The following is a 17,711-nucleotide window of genomic DNA, read 5'->3' on the forward strand; positions in this document are numbered from 1 at the left end:
AGTTCAACCACAGAGCGTGATAGTCGCGTACACGAAAACTAAAGTTAGCCAGCTGGATCCAGAGTACCGCCGGACACGTGAAACCCGGTGGGAAGACGGGGGGACCACCCTCCAAGCCTAAATACTCTCCAATGACCGATAGTGTATAGTACTGTGAAGGAAAGGTGAAAAGAACCCCTGGCGGGGAGTGAAATAGAACCTGAAACCTTGTGCCTACAAGCACATAGAGCGCGTCAATGCGTGATATGGTACCTTTTGTAGAATGGTCCGGCGAGTGAATGTCACTGGCAAGGTTAAGCTCTTCAGGAGTGCAGCCGAAGCGAAAGCGAGTCTGAAATGGGCGTTTTAGTCAGTGGTATTCGACCCGAAACCGGGTGACCTAGCCATGAGCAGGCTGAAGTGGAGGTAAAACTCCATGGAGGGCCGAACCCACTCCCGTTGAAATGGTAGGGGATGACTTGTGGCTAGCGGAGAAATTCCAATCGAACCCGGAGATAGCTGGTTCTCTCCGAAATAGCTTTAGGGCTAGCCTCAATTAACATTACCGCAGGTAAAGCACTGAATGAGCTAGGGGGCGAAAGCTTACTGAACTCTATCAAACTCAGAATGGCGGATAATGAATGATTGGGAGTCACACTACGTGAGATAAGTTTCGTGGTGGAAAGGGAAACAGCCCAGACCCACAGCTAAGGTCCCAAAGTACAGTTAAGTGGAAAAGGATGTGAAATTGCGCAGACAACCAGGATGTTGGCTCAGAAGCAGCCACTCATTCAAAGAGTGCGTAATAGCTCACTGGTCGAGTGATTTTGCGCCGAAAATTTAACGGGGCTAAACTGTACACCGAAGCTTGGGAATATACATTTGTATGTTGGTAGGAGAGCGTTGTGTAAGGGGTGAAGTCGTAGCGAAAGCGGCGGTGGACTTTACACAAGTGAGAATGCCGGAATGAGTAGCGAGAATTATGTGAGAATCATAATGGCCGAAAGACTAAGGTTTTAGAAGGAAGGTTCGTCCGCTTCTAGTTAGCCGGGAGCTAAGGCGAGGCCGAGAGGCGTAGTCGATGCACATACGGTTGAGATTCCGTAGCTACCTTGCATTTAAGCGAAGGGACACATTTGAAGGGCATGACCCGGGCGTTGGTTGACCCGGGCGTAAGGGACCGAAAATAAGTAGGGAAGCATGCTTGGATGGTGGCGAGAAAAGCTTCGTGTATATAAGCAGGGTACCCGTACTGCAAACCGACACAGGTAGTCAGGAAGAGGATTCTAAGGCCATCGGGAGAAGCGTTGTTAAGGAACTCGGCAAATTGACCCCGTAACTTCGGAATAAGGGGTGCTCACGCGAGTGAGCCGCAGTGAATAGGTCCAGGCAACTGTTTATCAAAAACACAGCTCTCTGCTAAATCGTAAGATGACGTATAGGGGGTGACACCTGCCCGGTGCTGGAAGGTTAAGAGGAGGGGTGCAAGCTCCGAATTGAAGCCCCAGTAAACGGCGGCCGTAACTATAACGGTCCTAAGGTAGCGAAATTCCTTGTCGGGTAAGTTCCGACCCGCACGAATGGTGTAATGATCTGGACACTGTCTCAACAACGCACCCGGCGAAATTGTAGTACCGGTGAAGATGCCGGTTACCCGCGGCAAGACGGAAAGACCCCATGGAGCTTCACTGTAGCCTGATATTGGGTCTCGGTATTTTATGTACAGGATAGGCGGGAGACTTGGAAACCAGCACGCCAGTGTTGGCGGAGTCACCCTTGGGATACCGCTCTTAAAGTATTGAGATTCTAACCTGCAGCCATGAATCTGGCTGGGGGACATTGTCAGGTGGGCAGTTTGACTGGGGCGGTCGCCTCCAAAAGAGTAACGGAGGCGTTCAAAGGTTCACTCAGCATGGACGGAAACCATGCCTTAGAGTGCAAACGCATAAGTGAGCCTAACTGCGAGACTGACGGGTCGAGCAGTAACGAAAGTTGGAGTTAGTGATCCGGCGGTATGTGAGTGGAAATGCCGTCGCTCAACGGATAAAAGCTACCCTGGGGATAACAGGCTGATCTCCCCCAAGAGTCCACATCGACGGGGAGGTTTGGCACCTCGATGTCGGCTCATCACATCCTGGGGCTGAATTCGGTCCCAAGGGTTCGGCTGTTCGCCGATTAAAGTGGTACGCGAGCTGGGTTCAGAACGTCGTGAGACAGTTCGGTCCCTATCTGTCGTGGGCGTAGGATATTTGAAGGGCGCTGTTCCTAGTACGAGAGGACCGGAATGGACGCACCGCTGGTGTATCGGTTGTCATGCCAATGGCACGGCCGAGCAGCTATGTGCGGATGGGATAAACGCTGAAAGCATCTAAGCGTGAAGCCCTCCCTAAGATAAGATATCCCACTGTTTACAGTTAAGACCCCTTATGGACTATGAGGTTGATAGGCTGCGTGTGTAAGTATGGTGACATATTTAGCTAGGCAGTACTAATAGGTCGAGGGCTTGACCTTAACAAGTTAGATTATGTGTCAGGCAATTGTTAGAGTTCCACTGCGCTTTATCTGTATTTAGTTTTCAGGGTATATGCCTTGAATGATGTGAGCTATGCACCATTAGCTCAGTTGGCTAGAGCACCTGACTCTTAATCAGGGTGTCCAGGGTTCGAGTCCCTGATGGTGTACCATCAGTGGCCCGTTGGTCAAGCGGTTAAGACATCGCCCTCTCACGGCGAAAACAGGAGTTCGATTCTCCTACGGGTCACCATTTTGACCTTAGGTATTGCCAACAGGTCATTTCTTCAAATACTGTGACTTTATCATCACAGTCAGTCGGTGCTTATTACGATGAGGGTCCACCCGTTCCCATCCCGAACACGGTAGTTAAGCTCATTCGTGCCGAAGATACTTGGCGGGCGACTGCCTGGAAAAATAGGTCTGTGCCGACATAAAAGTCCCCGATTTTTATCGGGGACTGAAACATTCCTCAATAGCTCAGTTGGTAGAGCATGCGGCTGTTAACCGCAGGGTCGTTGGTTCGAGTCCAACTTGGGGAGCCAAGAATACGGAGTACACATTTGTGTGCTCCGTATTTTTTTCTTTTTATTGACTCGAACCAACGACAAGCTGCTCCAAATTTGTTTGCAAATTTGGTAGAAACAGTCCGTTGGACTGTTTCGTAGCAGGTTGCACAGCCTTTGGTGGTTGATTTTTACAGTTATTAACGGAGATATAGTGGGCTGATGTTGGCATCGGCCCTACATTTTTATGTTTTTTATTGAACATGATTATAAAAAAGCGGACGGATCATATCCGCCCCTACGGGTACAGGAACAATTTATTGGTGGTGTTCCACAGGAAAGTCCTCTGTAGGGGCGGCAATCTGCCGCCCGAAAGTTATAGAAACATAATTCTTCTGCCAACAGTACCATAATCCAGACATTTGTTTGTCAATTCTGCTATTTTGCTACATTTATTCCAAAATATCCAGGTTATAATCGCTTAGGAGTTCGTTGACTTCCATTAAGCCGGCCCCTTTATGTAGGCAATAGATGAGTACGCTGTCCCGCGGGTTGCGGGCATACAGGTCACAAGTGCCGGCGATCTTTAACAACTTGCGGGTTTCCAATACATTCAGTCCCATACCGATGGCAAGGGCAAGCATCTTGTCACGGGACGGGTGGGTCTTGTTGCCGTTGAAAATCTGGTAGGCATAGTTTTTGTCCATATTGCTGCGCTTGATGACATCGCTTTTGCGCAGTCCTTTTTCGTTAAGCAGCAGTTCCAGGTATTCAGCTAGGGACGCGAATTCCAGTTCGTCGATTTCTTCCGTAAAATACGCATGTATGGACTTTTTCTGTTTTAGGATCTCCATTAACTCTTCGGTGGTTTTTTTCATCATCTTCTCCTTATTTTGGCAAAAATCGCCAAATGCCCTTGCATTTATGATATAATAGTAACACTTTAAAAGCAAGGTAATTTTTATGTATTATGAAATTTTAAAAGAAATGAACCCGCGCATGAAGCTGGCCATAGCCGACGGCAGCTTGTATGTGCTGAAGGAAATCGGGCTGGAAGATACAGAAATGTATCAAAAGCTGATCCGCCTGGACTGCAAGAACATTGTGCGCTTTTACGATACAGTGGCACAGGACGGACGCTTTTATGCAGTAGAGGAATTCATCAACGGCGGCAGTACACTGCGGGCGTATATGGAGCGCCGGGGTCCGCTAAGTGATTTGGAAACCAAGAATATAGCGCTCCAGATCTGTAATGGGCTGAAGCAGGTGCATAAGCTGGGTATTGTTCACCGGGATATTAACCCAAACAATATTATGCTGGCGGCGGATGGCACGGTGAAGATTATCGACTTTGGCATCAGCCGGACTGTCAAGCGCAATCAAAGCTGCGATACGGAGATCCTGGGCACCCAGGGCTTTACCGCACCGGAGCAATTCGGCTTTCACCAAACCGGACCAAAAGCGGATATTTACTCCATGGGCGTGCTGATCAATGTGATGGCTACCGGCTGCCTGCCGGGTGTGCAGTTGGTGAACGGCTGGCTGTCTGAGATCGTTTTGAAATGCACCCAGATTGATGAAACCAATCGGTACAGAAATATGGACGATCTGATCCTGGACTTGGAGCGGCGCAGCAAGCTTCAGCGGCTTTTGCGCACCGTTCCCGGCTTTCGCAAGGGGATCTGGTGGCACCAGTTGATTGCCGTCTTGTACGATATCGCCCTGCTGTTTTTCCTGATTGTTGCGATGTCGACTGCGCATTCTCTGTTGGACGCCCTGTGCACCTTTGGCTTTTTCTTCTTCGGTTATGCCGTGCCGGTGCCGATCCTGACCAACTACCTGGACTGGACCCATCGGATCGCCCGGTTGCAAAATAAGACCAAATCTCAACGCATTTGGATCCAAATCATCCTGTCTGCCCTGGCCCAAGTGCTGTCTGTGCTTTGTATTATAGCATCGCCGGCTGCCTGAATGTTGTGCTGGCAGCACACCAAATCCCCTTTTTGCTGTTGTATAATGAGACCATCAAAGTAAAGGGGGTTTGCGAAATGGCAAACGACGCAGAGGTGCAACTGGCTGTTGACCAGGCAATGAAAGATCAAAAGAAACAGAAACGAAAGAAGAAGCTGATTATCTTTGGGGTGATCCTGGCGGTGATCGTGGTGATCGTCGTGGTCGCCAATCGGCCAAAGGACTACAACTTTGACCAACCGGCAGCACGAGTAACGGTGGATACGGTAATGACGGACTTCAAAAACGACGCCGCCAACGCCAGCGAAAAATACTCGGACAAGGTGATCGCCGTTACCGGTCAGGTGGGCACCATTCAGGACGAATATGTGACCCTGCGGGCTTATGATGACGACCTGTGGCTGTATAATGTGAATGTCTACATGGGAAACAACCAGGATCTGAAGAAGTTTAAGGTAGGCGACACGGTGACCATTGAGGGCGTGTGCGACGATACGGACCTGTTTGGCGATGTGGATGTGAAAAAGAGCGTGATCGCCGACCAGTTTGCCACCGTGCCGGACTATGACGGCGCCCAAAAGGTGAAAATCAACGATTTTGTAAAGCGCTACAAGGAAAACCAGGTGAAAGCCGACGAAAAGTACAAGGGCAAGACCGTGCAGTTCACCGCCAAGGTGACCCATGTGGCAGATGAGTACGCCGTGGTGGAGCCGTTCAATGCGGATGTGTGGGACTGGGATTGCGATGTGCAGATCTGCTTTGAGGATATGGACGACCTGAAGAAAGTGACCGAGGGCAAGATGGTCACTATCGTTGGTGAGTGCTACGGCCAGGCGGATATGTATACCGCCAAAATTTGCCGTGCCATTGTGAAGAAATAAGCGGTTCGTCGAATTCGTCACACAACCTAAGATACGCTGTTCAAAGGCTCCCCTTAATGTAAGGGGTGACTCCCCGCAGTGCGGAGAGATGTGGCGCAGCGACAGAGGGGACGGGCACCGGTTAGGTGCTGTCAACTTTGTTGACGGAGGGGAGAATATAACGCTCTACGGTGTATGGACGCCAATATAAAAAGCGAGCGACAGGTTGCCGCCCGCCAATTCGAAAAAAGGATAGGCATACAAAGAAAGGCACAGCCATACGGCTGTGCCTTTTTGCTATGCGTATGCAGTTGGGGTAGGTAGAGCTACACCACAAAACAAGGAACCGTTCCTTATTTTACTGTTTTATACCCTGTTTTATTTTAGTAAAAGCTCTTGACAAAACACTTGCGATAATGTTTAATAAGATTAGATAATTATTTCAAATAATTGCCATTGATTAATTGCTTTTACAACACTATCGATTGTTGAAACTATGGAAAATATTTTGATTAAATTTAAGCCCAAAAAAACAGCAATGAAAAGTTCATAGATAATATAATGGAAGATTGCGAGCAATACAGAACGGATTTAATTCGTTATTGACATCAATTTTTTGAGTATCAATATGAGTATGCAGAGGATTGTACTCAAGAGGTCTGCAAAGTTTTGTATGATAATTTATCTCGTGGAAATGAAATCAGGAATTATAAATCCTGGCTCTATAAAGTTGTGTTGAATTATAACAACAAAGCTGTGAAAGATGAAATAAAAAGAAACAAGATAGACTTTTTAGATAACGAAGAAAAGGATCAAGTATTAAATAATCGCCTTTCTTGTGAACCTGATTTTGTAGAAAATATGGTTGGTGATAAAACTATAGAAGAAAGGATGATGATAATTCTATCTTCTCTAATAAAAGATGAACAGTATTTATATTTTGCTCATTATCATGAAAAATGATTTTCAATCAATTGAAGCATTAAATATTTACAATATCATTTCGGAATTGGACTTAAATACAGATGCACAAGAAACAATTTGTATTCTTAAAAATATTATTGAAATAAATGACTATGTTGAAGAAGAAAAAATTGCTGATGCTACAGCAGGTTTTAATATGTTTGATCATATAGGTGGTTTGTTCTCTGAAGAACTATCATTAAATGGTGGAGTTCAGCCTTTATGGGGGGCAGGAGTTCATAGGGACGATACTACATCACTTGCTAAATCCTATTTCAGTGCTGCGGTTGCTGAAAAAATAGGAAAATACAACAGAGAAGTTGATATAAAATATAGTTCAGGTTGGGGTGCTATAACCGGTTCTGCCAATCAGTATGTTCATTTCAATGAATATGCTTCAGGAAGTGATGACAGCAGAGATTATGCTGCATCTGCATGGTTTGTTGCGAGCGAGTTGGCGTGGAAAAAAGGGCAAAAAGAAAATGCTTATATGTATCTAGGCTATGCTCTTCATCCGTTACAGGATAAAGAAGCACACGGACAAATCGGCAGAGGAAAATCAACACCGCAACACTTAGTATCTTATACGAAAGGTGATAATATTACCCACGCAGATGATAAAACCGGCTGGGAATGGACAGACAGCAAAAGAAATAAACTAAAATCTGTTTCCGGAAGCAAAAAAAGATATAACGCAGCTGTATCGGTTACAAAAACATGGCTTGCAAAATATAAAACCATTTTAACAAATGCTAATTTCAATACTATGTAAGGGGCGTCTTTATGAAAAAATTTTTATCAGGCTTAAAACTTGTTTGGGCATATTGGATTTCGGCTCTTACAGTTGAATTGTTTTTTCGTGCCTCCAAGATATTGGAGCTGGTACCTATCATAGAAAGAGATATTATAATAGGCATAATTTTTATAGGAATGTATGTATATTCATCAACAATTGTTGTTGCCTGTGACGGAATAAAGAAAAGTAAAATCGCTATATCTGTATTGTCAGTTCAGTTTATCATTGCGACGCTGATGTCAGGGTTTGGTCGGAACAATATTATTTACATTATAAGCACACCAATATCTATGGGAAACTATGTTTTTTATGAGAATTGTAATAAATATGAACCGGCGAGAACTATTGAATATTTCGTACTTTCTTTACTTGTGACCTATGTGCCGATTTTTATCGGCAATGCCATTCACTCTGCAATAGACAAAAAATTAAAGCAGTCAAGCTGAATAAATTACATAAAAAATAAGTTTTGTAAAACCGAGAACCGTCCCCTGTTTTTTCTCCATAGCGCAGGGGACGGTTCTCGGTTTTTTGGATTTACTGCTTTGCGTCTTGCTGCTTGTCCAGGTCAAACATTTCTTCCATAGTGTGCCAACCCAGCACAGCGCATTTGACTCTGGCGGGCATGTGGGCCACATCTTGCAGCGCCGCTGCCTCGTCCAGCTCCTCCATTTCCTCCTCGGTAATGGAGTCTTTGATCATTTTTAGGAACAGCTCTGCCAGGTGCAGGGCATCCTCTTTCTTTTCGCCGATGATCAGGTCCAGCATAATATCCGCCGAGGCCTGAGAGATGGCGCAGCCGTCGCCTACAAAAGCGCCGTCGGTGATCACGCCGTCCTCCACTTTCAGCTTTAGCACAATGTCGTCGCCGCAGCTGGGGTTGACCCCCTCCAGCACCAAGTTGGCGTCTGCCAAATCGTGCTTGTGCTCCGGGTGCAGATTGTGCTCCGTTAAGATCTGGTTATAAAAATTTCTATTCTCCATAGCCCATTTGCCTCCTTAGGGACGCCACCGCGTCTAAAAATCGCTGTACTTCTTCTTCTGTATTGTAGAAGAACAGGCTGGCGCGGGCGGTGGACGGGGTGCCCAGGTGCTGCATCAGCGGCTGGGCGCAATGGTGCCCGGCACGAATGGCCACATCGGCCGCGTCCAAAATGGCGCTGATGTCGTGGGGGTGCACGCCGTCAACGGTAAAGGTCAAAATGCCACAGTGATTCTCTGCCTTTTCCGCGCCGATCACATGCACATACGGCATGGCACGCAGCCCTTGCAGGGAAAAATCCGTCAGCGCTACCTCCTGGGCGTGCAGCTTGTCCCACCCAATGGCGGTCAGGTAGTCAATGGCGGCGGCCAGACCCACCGCACCGGCAGCGTTGACCGTGCCGGCTTCAAATTTATGGGGCAGGGGGGCGTAAGTCACCTTGTCCCGGGTCACATACTCGATCATCTCGCCGCCGGATAAGAAAGGCGGCATTTCTTCTAACAATTCTTCCTTGCCATACAGCACGCCGATGCCCATGGGACCCATTAGCTTGTGGCCGGAAAAGGCCACAAAGTCCACGCCCAGTGCCTGCACATCAATCGGCATGTGGGGAGCGCTTTGGGCGGCGTCCATCACTACCACGGCGCCGTGCTTGTGGGCCAAATCAATGATGGTGTCCATTGGATTGGTGCGGCCAAATACATTGGACACCTGCGCCACAGCCACCAGAGCGGTTTTGTCTGTGATCTTCGCTTCCAGCTCCGCCATAGGCAGGCTGCCGTCCGGCGTACATTCCAGATAGCGCAGGGTGGCGCCGGTTTGCCGGGCAACCATCCGCCAGGGCAGCATATTGGAGTGGTGCTCCGCAATGCTTACAACGATCTCGTCCTCCGGGCCGATTCGGTGCAGGCCGTAGCTGTATGCCACCAGGTTCAGGCTCTCTGTGGCGTTGCGGGTAAAGATAATTTCGCTGTCGCTTTTGGCGTTCAGAAAACGGCGCACCGTCTCTCGGGCGGCGGCGTAGTCCTCCGTAGCGTCCATACCCAGTTGGTACAGACCCCGCAGGGGGTTGGCGTTGTGGGTCTCGTAAAATTTGCGCTGGGCGTCCAGCACGCAGTCCGGGCGCTGGCTGGTGGCGGCGTTATCCAGGTAGGCCACCTTGCTCTCCCGCAGCAGGGGAAAGTCCGCCCGGTAATTCATAATTTCTTGCTGGGTCATTGGGCATTTTCCTCCAAATAACGGTGCACCCGATCGGTGAGCCCCGGGTCGTTTGCCTTGGCGCAAAGCGCCTCCAGCTTGGAGCGGGTGATCAACAGCTCGGCCTCTGCCCGGCTCAGCCCTCTGGAATTCATATAGAACAGAATGTCCTCGTCCAGCTGGCCGATGCTGGCTCCGTGGTTGCCCTCTACATCTTCCTCGGCGCACAGGATCAGGGGAATGGTACGGTTCACTACATCTTCACCCAGCAGCAACACATCTTCCTTTTCGTCGCCCTTAGAGCCGGCGGCGCCTTTTTGAAAGTCAATGGTGCCCCGGAACAGCTTGGTGCTGCGGTCTTGCAGCACCCCATCTGCGTTCATATTGCTTACGGTGCGGCGCCCGGTTTGCAGGGCGTCATAGTTAAAGTCAAAGGTGCGATCCCCGGTGCCCAGGTAGCCGATGTCTGCGGTAAAGCGGCTGTCGTCTCCGTCCAGGTGGGTCTTGCACCCGGCGTAGGTGGCTTTGCCGCCCAAAAACAACTGCACCAGCTGAAAGTCTGCACCGGCACCGCAGTGGGCGCCAATGTTGTTGACCACCGTGCAGTCCGTGCCCGGCAGACTCAGTTGCACCAGCCGCACTTTGGCACCGGGGGCCAGTTCTACCCGGGTCTCCAGGGCCAGGCAGGGGGCGTCCGCCGTGCTTTGCAGGTCCATCACCACAGTCAAGTGGCTGTTTGACTCTGCGGACAGCTCCACTCGGCGGGCGTTCTTGGCGCCGTCGGCGCACAGGGTCAGCCGGGCGGTGGTGTCGGTATTCGCTTTGGCGGTGATCCGGTCCGTCTCCAGGGAGGCAAAGGCCGCTTCCGCTTCTTGGCCCATACCGGTGGAAACCACTGTGGCAGGAGCCGGGGCGGTGGTCACTTCCGCACCGCTCCAGTCCGCTTTGCAGGGGCCGTCCAGCGGGGACAGGGTCACCGTGGTTTCGTTCATGTGCAGTCGGTTCCAGGTGGGGGACGGCAGGGGATTGACTACAAGGGTATTTTCTTTTGTCATACTGCTACCTCCCATCAGCCAATGCTGCCTTTCATCTCTAAGCGAATTAAGTTATTCATTTCAACGGCGTATTCCAGCGGCAGTTCCTTGGACACATCGTCTGCAAAGCCGCTGACGATCATGGCGCGGGCCTCTTCCTCGCTAAGTCCGCGGGACATGAGATAAAATACCGCGTCGTCGCTGATTCGGCCGATTTTGGCCTCGTGGCCCACATCCGCGTCACGGGTGCGAATATCCATGGCGGGAATGGTGTCTGACCGGGAAATATCGTCCAGCATCAGGGACTGGCAAGACACGGTGGATTTGCTGCCCGGTGCGGTCTTTTGCACCTGTACGCTGCTGCGGAAGGTGCTGATGCCCCCGTCCTTGGAAATGGAGCGGGCGTTCATCACGGAGGTGGTCTCCGGCGCAGCGTGAACCACTTTAACGCCGGTGTCCAGGTTCTGCCCCGCCCCGGCAAAGGTAATGCCGGTGTATTCCATGCGGGCACCCTTGCCCTTTAGAATACTCATGGGGTACAGGTAAGACACATGGGAGCCAAAGGAGCCGGACACCCACTCAATGGTGCCCCCCTCCTCTACCAGCGCCCGCTTGGTGTTCAGGTTGTACATATTCTTGGACCAGTTCTCAATGGTAGAGTAGCGCAGCTTGGCGTTCTTGCCAACGAACAGCTCCACGCACCCGGCGTGCAGGTTGGCTACATTGTACTTGGGTGCGGAGCAGCCCTCGATAAAGTGCAGGTACGCCCCCTCGTCTACGATGATCAGCGTGTGCTCAAACTGGCCGGCGCCCGGCGCATTCAGCCGAAAGTAGGATTGCAGCGGAATGGTCACGGACACCCCCGGCGGCACATACACAAAGGAACCGCCGGACCAAACGGCGCCGTGCAGGGCGGCGAATTTGTGGTCCGTGGGTTTTACCAGCTTCATAAAGTGCTTTTGGATCATCTCCGCATAAGGGCCGTGCATAGCGCTTTCCAGGTCTGTATAGACCACGCCCTGGGCGGCCACTTCCTCTCGCACATTGTGGTACACCAGCTCTGAGTCATACTGGGCGCCCACACCGGCAAGGGACTTGCGCTCTGCCTGGGGAATGCCCAGGCGCTCAAATGTATCTTTAATATCTTTGGGTACATCGGACCACTTGGCGCTCATTTTGGTGTTGGGGCGCACATAGGTTACGATGTTGTCCATATCCAGTCCGTCAATGGGCGGGCCCCACTGCGGCACCCGGCTCTCATTGTAAACTTGCAGGGACTGGAGCCGAAACAGCTGCATCCATGCCGGATCGTTCTTCTCATCGCTGATCTTCTGTACGATCTCCGGGGTCAAGCCCGCTTGCAGCTTGTAGGCATCTTTTTCGTCGTCTTTTATGTCATAGACCGTGCGGTCAATGTCTGCCACATAGGTTTTTTCTTCCACAGGGAACACCTCTTTTACGCCTGCTCGTAGGCTTCAAACCCACGGGCATTGATCTCGTCCACCAGGGAGCCGTCGCCGGTCTTTACGATCCGTCCGTTGACTAAAATATGGGTGTAATCCACATGCAGGCTCTCCAAAATACGGGTGGAGTGGGTGATGATCAGCAGGGCGCCTTTTTGCTCTTTTTGATAGGCCTCCACGCCACGAGATACGGTGCGCACCGCGTCCACATCCAGGCCGGAGTCCGTCTCGTCCAGGATCGCCAGACTGGGGCGCAGCAACAGCATTTGCAGAATTTCCGCTTTTTTCTTCTCGCCGCCGGAGAAGCCCACATTTAGGTCCCGATCGCCGTAGGCCGGGTCCATTTGCAGCAGCTTTGCCGCCTCATTAAACTGTTTTTCAAAGGCAAACAGCTTCACCCGCTTGCCGGTGCGCTGCGCCAGGGTGCTGCGCACAAAGCTTTTCAGCGACAGGCCGGGCACCTCCAGGGGATTTTGGAAGGACAGGAACATACCCTCCTTGGCCCGCTGGTCGGCGGATAGCCCCTGCTGCTCCTTGCCGTGGAACAGAATGGAGCCGCCGGTTACCTTGTACTGGGGATTGCCCATCAGGGCGTAGCCCAGGGTGGACTTGCCGGCGCCGTTGGGGCCCATGAGCACATGGGTCTCGCCCTCGTTTACCTGTAAATTCACGCCGTGCAGGATCTCTTTATCCTCTACGGCAACGGTCAAATTCTCAATATCCAGTAAGTGCTGGGACATGGTTTTGAACTTCCTTTCCGTGCACAAAAACCGTGCTTTTACTATTTTCTGCATAATAATATAATCCGTATTTCCTACTCTGTCAATAGGAATTAAAAAACTTGGGTTGCTTCGTACAAAAGGTACAAAAACAAGGGGCCAAAATTGTCTATTTTATACATATATAATGCAGGGGCTTTTTTACGCCCAGTCCACCCGGCTGCGCCGTTGCAGCAGATCAAGCGCAAATACCACAGCGCCTGCCAGCAGCAGCGCTGTCAGCGTGGTGCTGCCGATACCGGGGCGTGGCAGGGTCTCCGCTATATTGGAGAACACCGCCGCCGGTTGGGGAAACAGGCGCAGCAGCCCCCGGCAGTAGCCGTCTGCCAAAAGTGCAGCCCCGGCACGGCAGGCTAAAAAGGTCGGGTAGGGCAGCCCGAACCGCCCGGCCCAGCCCAGCAGCTGCAAGTGCACGCACAGCCCGCCAAAGGCCAGAAACGCCGCCGTTTGGGTCAGGGTGTAGCCGGTGCCGGTACACAGCCCGGCGGTGATCTCTACCAGCGGCAGCAGCCATTTGGGCATCGGCACCACAGCGCACAGAGCGGAGAAGAGAATGATGCAGGCAGAAAGGTGCAGCAGGCTCTCCATGGCGCCTTTGGCGGCAGCGGGCAGCGCTTCGCCCGCAGACAAGGGCGGGGCAGGCGGTACTTCTTTGGCAGCGGGCGGGTCGCTGAGGGGAACGGTCACCGCCGCCACCGTTAGGTTAGCCAATATATTGGCGGTCAGCAGCAGCCACCCGGCAGCGCCGCTATGGAGCGCTGCCGTTCCCACAGCTGTGCAGATAAAGCCCACCCCGCCGCACACATTAAAGCACAGCATACGCCGGGCGGTGGCGCGGTCGATCACGCCCCGATCCAGCAGTTCCCCGGTGAGCACCGCGCCGGTGGGATAGCCGCCGATTTGGCCAAACAGCAGCGCTCCGGCAGCCTGGGGCGGTAGGCGCAGTGCCTTGGCCGGTAAGGTCAGCGACCGGCTGAGCAGTACCCCCGCCTGGGTGTTTTGGATCATTAAGAACAGCATTAGCAGCGGCAGCAGACTGGGCAGCACGGTATTCTCTGCCAGCGCCAGCCCGGCCTTGGCACCCGCCCGTGCCGGTGCGGCAAACACCAGTAGAATCGACGCTGCCGCCAGCAGCAGTGCCAGCAGGGGCAGCGCTTTTTGGTTCTCTTTTTTCATATCATCACCAATAATTCCTATGCATAGTATGTACAGGTGATACAATGGAGCACATACCGAAAGAGAAAAAAAGGGCAAAAAATCGTCGGGCGTGCCCCTTGCCCGGGGACGAAAGCCAGCTGCCGGTGCATTACAGCGCCGGGGAGCCGCGGCTGGAGATCATCGGCGATCGGGTGCTGGTGGACGGGCTGCGCCGGGTGCTTAGTTACACCTCGGAGCGCCTGGAGCTGCAAGTGGGCAAGCGCCGGGTGACCCTGGTGGGGGCGGATCTTTGCATGCTGGATTATTCGCCTTTGGGCGTGCAGGTGATCGGTACGCTGTTGGCTGTGGAGTTCGGCGACCTATGACCCGATTGTACTGGTATCTTCGCGGGTATGTGCAGTTTGTATTTACAGGCGGGTTTGCAGAGGATTTTATCAATGCGTTGGGGGAGCTGGGCATAACGCTGCCCGGCTTGCAGCGACAGGGGAGCCACCTGCGCGGTGTGTGCAGTGTGGGGACTTATATGCAGCTGCACAAGGCGGCGCGGCAGGCCGGCGGCCGGGTGCGTATTACTGCCCGGCGAGGGCTGCCCTTTTTTCTCCGACGTTTGCGGGGGCGTTGGGGACTGCCGATGGGGGCGGTGGCTTTTGCACTGGTGCTGTGTGTGCTCAGCGGGTTTATCTGGGATGTGCAGGTGGTGGGCAATAATCGAGTGGGCACCGGCACACTGGAGACTTATTTGGCGCAGAATGGCGTGGCCGTGGGCAAGCCTTGGCAGGGGGCGGCGCGCAGTCGGCTGAACTATCGACTGCTGGGGGATTTCCCGGATCTGGCCTGGGCGCATATCAACAAGGTGGGCGCCACCGCCCGGCTGGAGGTGGCAGAGCGGGTAGATACCCCTAAGACGAAAAGCGACAGGGAGCAGAGCCAATGGGGCGCTGCCCGGCGAGAACTGCGCTGTACCGTTCGTCGGCTGCAGGTACACCGGGTGCAAACCGGGCGGCAGGTGTGCCGCGGGGTGTATTTTTACGGCTTGACGCTGGTGCCCATGGGTAAGGACGCACCGCCGATGACGGAGGTGACGGAGCAGCGCCGTCTGTTGCGCCTAAACGGTCGGGCGTTGCCTATGGGCAGCGTTACGCGCACCCGCACCGCTTACCGCCGCGTGGAGCAACGCCTAACGGTGCAGGCGGCCACGGCGCTGGCTAAGGCGGCACTGGAGGAAAAACGGGCGCAGGAGCTGCCGGGCGCCACCATCATCAATGCCTGTGTGACGGTGGAGGTGACCCCGGATACGGTCACGGCCGTAGGCGCCTACACCGTGCAGGTGCAAAGCCTGCAAACCGATCGAGATCGGGCATGAAAACCGGCGGAAAAACTTGCCGATTTGGCCGTTATTTTTCATTTTTGGAAATTTGCCAAATTACGCAGCGGATACTTGCAAGCGCGCCACCCTTGTGATAGAATAAAAGCGCAAAAATCTATGAAACAGGAGGCGATGCTATGCAGATGACATTCCGTTGGTTTGGCAAGGAAAAGGACACGGTCTCTCTGGAGCAGATCCGTCAGATCCCCGGCGTGACCGGAGTGGTGCCTGCCTTGCACGACCTGCCCGCCGGTGCGCCGTGGACCATGGACCGAGTACAGGCCATGTATGACGAGATCACTGCTGCCGGGCTGACCATGGAGTGCATTGAGAGCGTCAATGTGCACGAGGATATTAAGATCGGACTGCCCAGCCGGGATCAGTATATTGAGAATTACAAAACCTCGATTCGCAATCTGTCCAAGGTTGGGGTCAAGGTGATCTGTTACAACTTTATGCCGGTGTTTGACTGGACCCGCACGGACCTGTATATGCCCCTGCCGGACGGTTCTACCTGCCTGAGCTATGACGGCAAGCAGGTGGAGGGCAAGTCCCCGGAGGATATGTTCCGTGAGATCGACGACAACTCTAACGGTTACGCCATGCCCGGCTGGGAGCCGGAGCGCATGGGCGAGATCAAAGAGCTGTTCGCAAAGTATAAAGATGTGACCGCCGAGGATCTGTGGGCCAACTTAAAGTATTTCTTAGAGGCGATTATGCCCGTTTGTGAGGCATGCGATGTAAAGATGGCCATTCACCCGGACGATCCGCCATGGGGCATCTTTGGCCTGCCAAGAATTATTACGGACAAGGCGGCGGTAGAGCGGCTGCTGACCATGGTGCCCAGCAAGTATAACGGCTTGACCCTGTGCACCGGTTCTCTGGGCGCCAGTCCCAAGAACGATATGGTGGAGATCATCCACGCTGCCGGGGATCGCATTTACTTTGCCCACCTGCGCAATGTGGCGATCAATGACCGCTGGTTTAACGAGACGGCACATGAGAGCGCCTACGGCTCTTTGGATATGTATGAGATTGTAAAGGCCCTGCAAGAGGAGGGTTTTGACGGCTATGTGCGCCCGGACCATGGGCGTATGATCTGGGGCGAAGTCGCCCGACCCGGCTATGGTCTGTTTGACCGGGCACTGGGTGTGTCTTACCTGAACGGCTTGTGGGAAGCGGTAGAAAAATCCCGCAGGGCGTAAATAGAGAGGAAGTAGAAACCATGTTTAATCACGAGAACTTAAAGGGCCGCGTGGCCGTGGTCACCGGTGGCGGCGGCGTGCTGTGCGGCGGCTTTGCCAAAACCTTGGCGGCGCAGGGCTGCAAGGTGGCTGTGTTGGATCTGAACGAAGCGGCTGCCCAGGCAGTGGCCGACGAGATCAACGCCAACGGCGGACAGGCGATTGCCGTGGGCTGCAATGTGTTGGAGCCGGCGTCAATGCGCGCCGCGCGGGATGTGATTGCCGAGAAGCTGGGCACCTGTGACATTCTGTTAAACGGTGCCGGCGGCAACAACCCCAAGGGTACCACCACCAAGGAGACTTTGGAAAAGATTGATCTGGCTCAGCAGGATCCGGAGGTTAAGACCTTCTTCGATCTGGATCCCCAGGGCATCAGCTTTGTATTTAATTTGAACTTTTTAGGCACCCTGATCCCCACGCAGATCTTTGCCAAGGATATGGCAGAGAAGGGCAAGGGCTGCATTGTGATGGTTACCTCTATGAATGCGTTTCGTCCGCTGACCAAAATTCCGGCGTACAGCGCTGCTAAGGCTGCGGTAAAGAACTTTACCGAGTGGATGGCCGTGCACTTTGCGGATATGGGTATTCGTGTCAACGCCATTGCCCCGGGCTTTTTCTCCACCAAGCAGAATGCGACCCTGCTGTGGAACCCGGACGGCACCCCCACTGCCCGCACCGGCAAGATTTTGGCTGCTACGCCGATGGATCGCTTTGGCGAGCCGGAGGAGCTGGCCGGCACGCTGCTGTTCCTTTGCGATGAGGCGTACAGCGGCTTTATTACCGGCGTGAACATTCCGGTGGACGGTGGCTTTAACGCCTATTCCGGTGTGTGATTGAAAAAAGTCCCCGAGTATTCGGGGATTTTTTGGGTGTGTGCACCCCTTTTGCGCAGACTATTTGTA

16 protein-coding genes, 3 tRNA genes and 2 rRNA genes (1 of these 21 only partly in view) are annotated in these 17,711 nt (G+C 52.8%); 14 read left to right on the plus strand and 7 right to left on the minus strand.

Annotated elements, in window-relative coordinates; genetic code table 11:
* The 5 genes from OGM59_00420 to OGM59_00440 form a co-directional block, all read left to right on the plus strand.
* A 23S ribosomal RNA gene (locus OGM59_00420) occupies nucleotides 1-2,490 on the plus strand; it begins 344 nt to the left of the window's first position.
* A 96-nt stretch (nucleotides 2,491-2,586) separates the two neighbouring features.
* Nucleotides 2,587-2,663: transfer RNA gene (locus OGM59_00425), tRNA-Lys, on the plus strand.
* A 5-nt stretch (nucleotides 2,664-2,668) separates the two neighbouring features.
* A tRNA-Glu gene (locus tag OGM59_00430) sits at nucleotides 2,669-2,743 on the plus strand.
* Nucleotides 2,744-2,807: 64 nt separating this feature from the next.
* A 5S ribosomal RNA gene (rrf, locus tag OGM59_00435) occupies nucleotides 2,808-2,924 on the plus strand.
* A gap of 35 nt (nucleotides 2,925-2,959) precedes the next feature.
* Nucleotides 2,960-3,035, plus strand: a tRNA-Asn gene (locus tag OGM59_00440).
* A 413-nt stretch (nucleotides 3,036-3,448) separates the two neighbouring features.
* Here OGM59_00440 and OGM59_00445 read toward each other — a convergent pair.
* Complete coding sequence (locus OGM59_00445; protein UYI90968.1) at nucleotides 3,449-3,874, minus strand: helix-turn-helix domain-containing protein; 426 nt, start codon at nucleotides 3,872-3,874, stop codon at nucleotides 3,449-3,451.
* Between the two features lie 85 nt (nucleotides 3,875-3,959).
* Between OGM59_00445 and OGM59_00450 the strand changes: the two genes are divergently transcribed.
* The 5 genes from OGM59_00450 to OGM59_00470 all read left to right on the plus strand — a co-directional run bounded on the left by OGM59_00450 (nucleotide 3,960) and on the right by OGM59_00470 (nucleotide 8,032).
* Complete coding sequence (locus OGM59_00450; protein ID UYI90969.1) at nucleotides 3,960-4,967, plus strand: serine/threonine protein kinase; 1,008 nt, start codon at nucleotides 3,960-3,962, stop codon at nucleotides 4,965-4,967.
* Nucleotides 4,968-5,044: 77 nt separating this feature from the next.
* Nucleotides 5,045-5,848, plus strand: coding sequence for an OB-fold putative lipoprotein (locus tag OGM59_00455; protein ID UYI90970.1), 804 nt, complete (start codon nucleotides 5,045-5,047; stop codon nucleotides 5,846-5,848).
* A gap of 648 nt (nucleotides 5,849-6,496) precedes the next feature.
* A complete protein-coding gene (locus OGM59_00460) occupies nucleotides 6,497-6,790 on the plus strand; it encodes a hypothetical protein (protein UYI90971.1) in 294 nt (97 codons plus the stop codon).
* Nucleotides 6,780-7,562: a hypothetical protein gene (locus tag OGM59_00465; GenBank protein ID UYI90972.1), complete on the plus strand. Its 783-nt coding sequence runs from the start codon at nucleotides 6,780-6,782 to the stop codon at nucleotides 7,560-7,562. Before OGM59_00460 ends, OGM59_00465 begins: the two co-directional genes overlap by 11 nt.
* An 11-nt stretch (nucleotides 7,563-7,573) precedes the next feature.
* Nucleotides 7,574-8,032 carry a hypothetical protein gene (locus OGM59_00470; protein ID UYI90973.1) on the plus strand — a complete coding sequence of 153 codons (459 nt, stop codon included), beginning with the start codon at nucleotides 7,574-7,576 and terminating at the stop codon, nucleotides 8,030-8,032.
* Between the two features lie 91 nt (nucleotides 8,033-8,123).
* On the opposite strand, the gene OGM59_00475 is transcribed toward OGM59_00470, so the two are convergent.
* From OGM59_00475 to OGM59_00500, 6 genes are all read right to left on the minus strand, one after another.
* Complete coding sequence (locus OGM59_00475) at nucleotides 8,124-8,570, minus strand: SUF system NifU family Fe-S cluster assembly protein (protein UYI90974.1); 447 nt, start codon at nucleotides 8,568-8,570, stop codon at nucleotides 8,124-8,126.
* A complete protein-coding gene (locus OGM59_00480) occupies nucleotides 8,560-9,786 on the minus strand; it encodes a SufS family cysteine desulfurase (GenBank protein ID UYI90975.1) in 1,227 nt (408 codons plus the stop codon). Before OGM59_00480 ends, OGM59_00475 begins: the two co-directional genes overlap by 11 nt.
* Nucleotides 9,783-10,820, minus strand: a complete 1,038-nt coding sequence (locus OGM59_00485) for a SufD family Fe-S cluster assembly protein (protein UYI90976.1) — start codon at nucleotides 10,818-10,820, stop codon at nucleotides 9,783-9,785. Before OGM59_00485 ends, OGM59_00480 begins: the two co-directional genes overlap by 4 nt.
* Nucleotides 10,821-10,834: 14 nt before the next feature.
* Nucleotides 10,835-12,241: a Fe-S cluster assembly protein SufB gene (gene sufB / locus OGM59_00490; protein UYI90977.1), complete on the minus strand. Its 1,407-nt coding sequence runs from the start codon at nucleotides 12,239-12,241 to the stop codon at nucleotides 10,835-10,837.
* Between the two features lie 14 nt (nucleotides 12,242-12,255).
* Entirely contained in the window at nucleotides 12,256-13,002 is a 747-nt protein-coding gene (sufC, locus tag OGM59_00495; protein ID UYI90978.1) for a Fe-S cluster assembly ATPase SufC, read from the minus strand.
* Between the two features lie 180 nt (nucleotides 13,003-13,182).
* Nucleotides 13,183-14,217: a hypothetical protein gene (locus OGM59_00500; GenBank protein UYI90979.1), complete on the minus strand. Its 1,035-nt coding sequence runs from the start codon at nucleotides 14,215-14,217 to the stop codon at nucleotides 13,183-13,185.
* Nucleotides 14,218-14,261: 44 nt separating this feature from the next.
* Between OGM59_00500 and OGM59_00505 the strand changes: the two genes are divergently transcribed.
* The 4 genes from OGM59_00505 (at nucleotide 14,262) to OGM59_00520 (ending at nucleotide 17,642) form a co-directional block, all read left to right on the plus strand.
* Complete coding sequence (locus tag OGM59_00505; protein ID UYI90980.1) at nucleotides 14,262-14,564, plus strand: hypothetical protein; 303 nt, start codon at nucleotides 14,262-14,264, stop codon at nucleotides 14,562-14,564.
* Nucleotides 14,561-15,562 carry a sporulation protein YqfD gene (locus OGM59_00510; protein UYI90981.1) on the plus strand — a complete coding sequence of 334 codons (1,002 nt, stop codon included), beginning with the start codon at nucleotides 14,561-14,563 and terminating at the stop codon, nucleotides 15,560-15,562. Before OGM59_00505 ends, OGM59_00510 begins: the two co-directional genes overlap by 4 nt.
* Before the next feature lie 140 nt (nucleotides 15,563-15,702).
* A complete protein-coding gene (gene uxuA / locus OGM59_00515) occupies nucleotides 15,703-16,770 on the plus strand; it encodes a mannonate dehydratase (protein ID UYI90982.1) in 1,068 nt (355 codons plus the stop codon).
* Between the two features lie 20 nt (nucleotides 16,771-16,790).
* Nucleotides 16,791-17,642, plus strand: coding sequence for an SDR family oxidoreductase (locus tag OGM59_00520; GenBank protein ID UYI90983.1), 852 nt, complete (start codon nucleotides 16,791-16,793; stop codon nucleotides 17,640-17,642).
* Nucleotides 17,643-17,711 lie beyond the last annotated feature (69 nt).

The organism is Oscillospiraceae bacterium (genome assembly GCA_025757685.1).
Taxonomy (GTDB): domain Bacteria; phylum Bacillota; class Clostridia; order Oscillospirales; family Acutalibacteraceae; genus CAG-217.

Excerpts from the sequence above, each read along its gene's own strand:
- OGM59_00445 (UYI90968.1), bottom strand. The coding sequence starts at position 3,874 with ATGAAAAAAACCACCGAAGAGTTAATGGAGATCCTAAAACAGAAAAAG.
- OGM59_00450 (UYI90969.1), top strand. The coding sequence starts at position 3,960 with ATGTATTATGAAATTTTAAAAGAAATGAACCCGCGCATGAAGCTGGCC.
- OGM59_00455 (UYI90970.1), top strand. The coding sequence starts at position 5,045 with ATGGCAAACGACGCAGAGGTGCAACTGGCTGTTGACCAGGCAATGAAA.
- OGM59_00465 (UYI90972.1), top strand. The coding sequence starts at position 6,780 with ATGAAAAATGATTTTCAATCAATTGAAGCATTAAATATTTACAATATC.
- OGM59_00470 (UYI90973.1), top strand. The coding sequence starts at position 7,574 with ATGAAAAAATTTTTATCAGGCTTAAAACTTGTTTGGGCATATTGGATT.
- OGM59_00475 (UYI90974.1), bottom strand. The coding sequence starts at position 8,570 with ATGGAGAATAGAAATTTTTATAACCAGATCTTAACGGAGCACAATCTG.
- OGM59_00480 (UYI90975.1), bottom strand. The coding sequence starts at position 9,786 with ATGACCCAGCAAGAAATTATGAATTACCGGGCGGACTTTCCCCTGCTG.
- OGM59_00485 (UYI90976.1), bottom strand. The coding sequence starts at position 10,820 with ATGACAAAAGAAAATACCCTTGTAGTCAATCCCCTGCCGTCCCCCACC.
- sufC (UYI90978.1), bottom strand. The coding sequence starts at position 13,002 with ATGTCCCAGCACTTACTGGATATTGAGAATTTGACCGTTGCCGTAGAG.
- OGM59_00500 (UYI90979.1), bottom strand. The coding sequence starts at position 14,217 with ATGAAAAAAGAGAACCAAAAAGCGCTGCCCCTGCTGGCACTGCTGCTG.
- OGM59_00505 (UYI90980.1), top strand. The coding sequence starts at position 14,262 with ATGGAGCACATACCGAAAGAGAAAAAAAGGGCAAAAAATCGTCGGGCG.
- OGM59_00510 (UYI90981.1), top strand. The coding sequence starts at position 14,561 with ATGACCCGATTGTACTGGTATCTTCGCGGGTATGTGCAGTTTGTATTT.
- uxuA (UYI90982.1), top strand. The coding sequence starts at position 15,703 with ATGCAGATGACATTCCGTTGGTTTGGCAAGGAAAAGGACACGGTCTCT.
- OGM59_00520 (UYI90983.1), top strand. The coding sequence starts at position 16,791 with ATGTTTAATCACGAGAACTTAAAGGGCCGCGTGGCCGTGGTCACCGGT.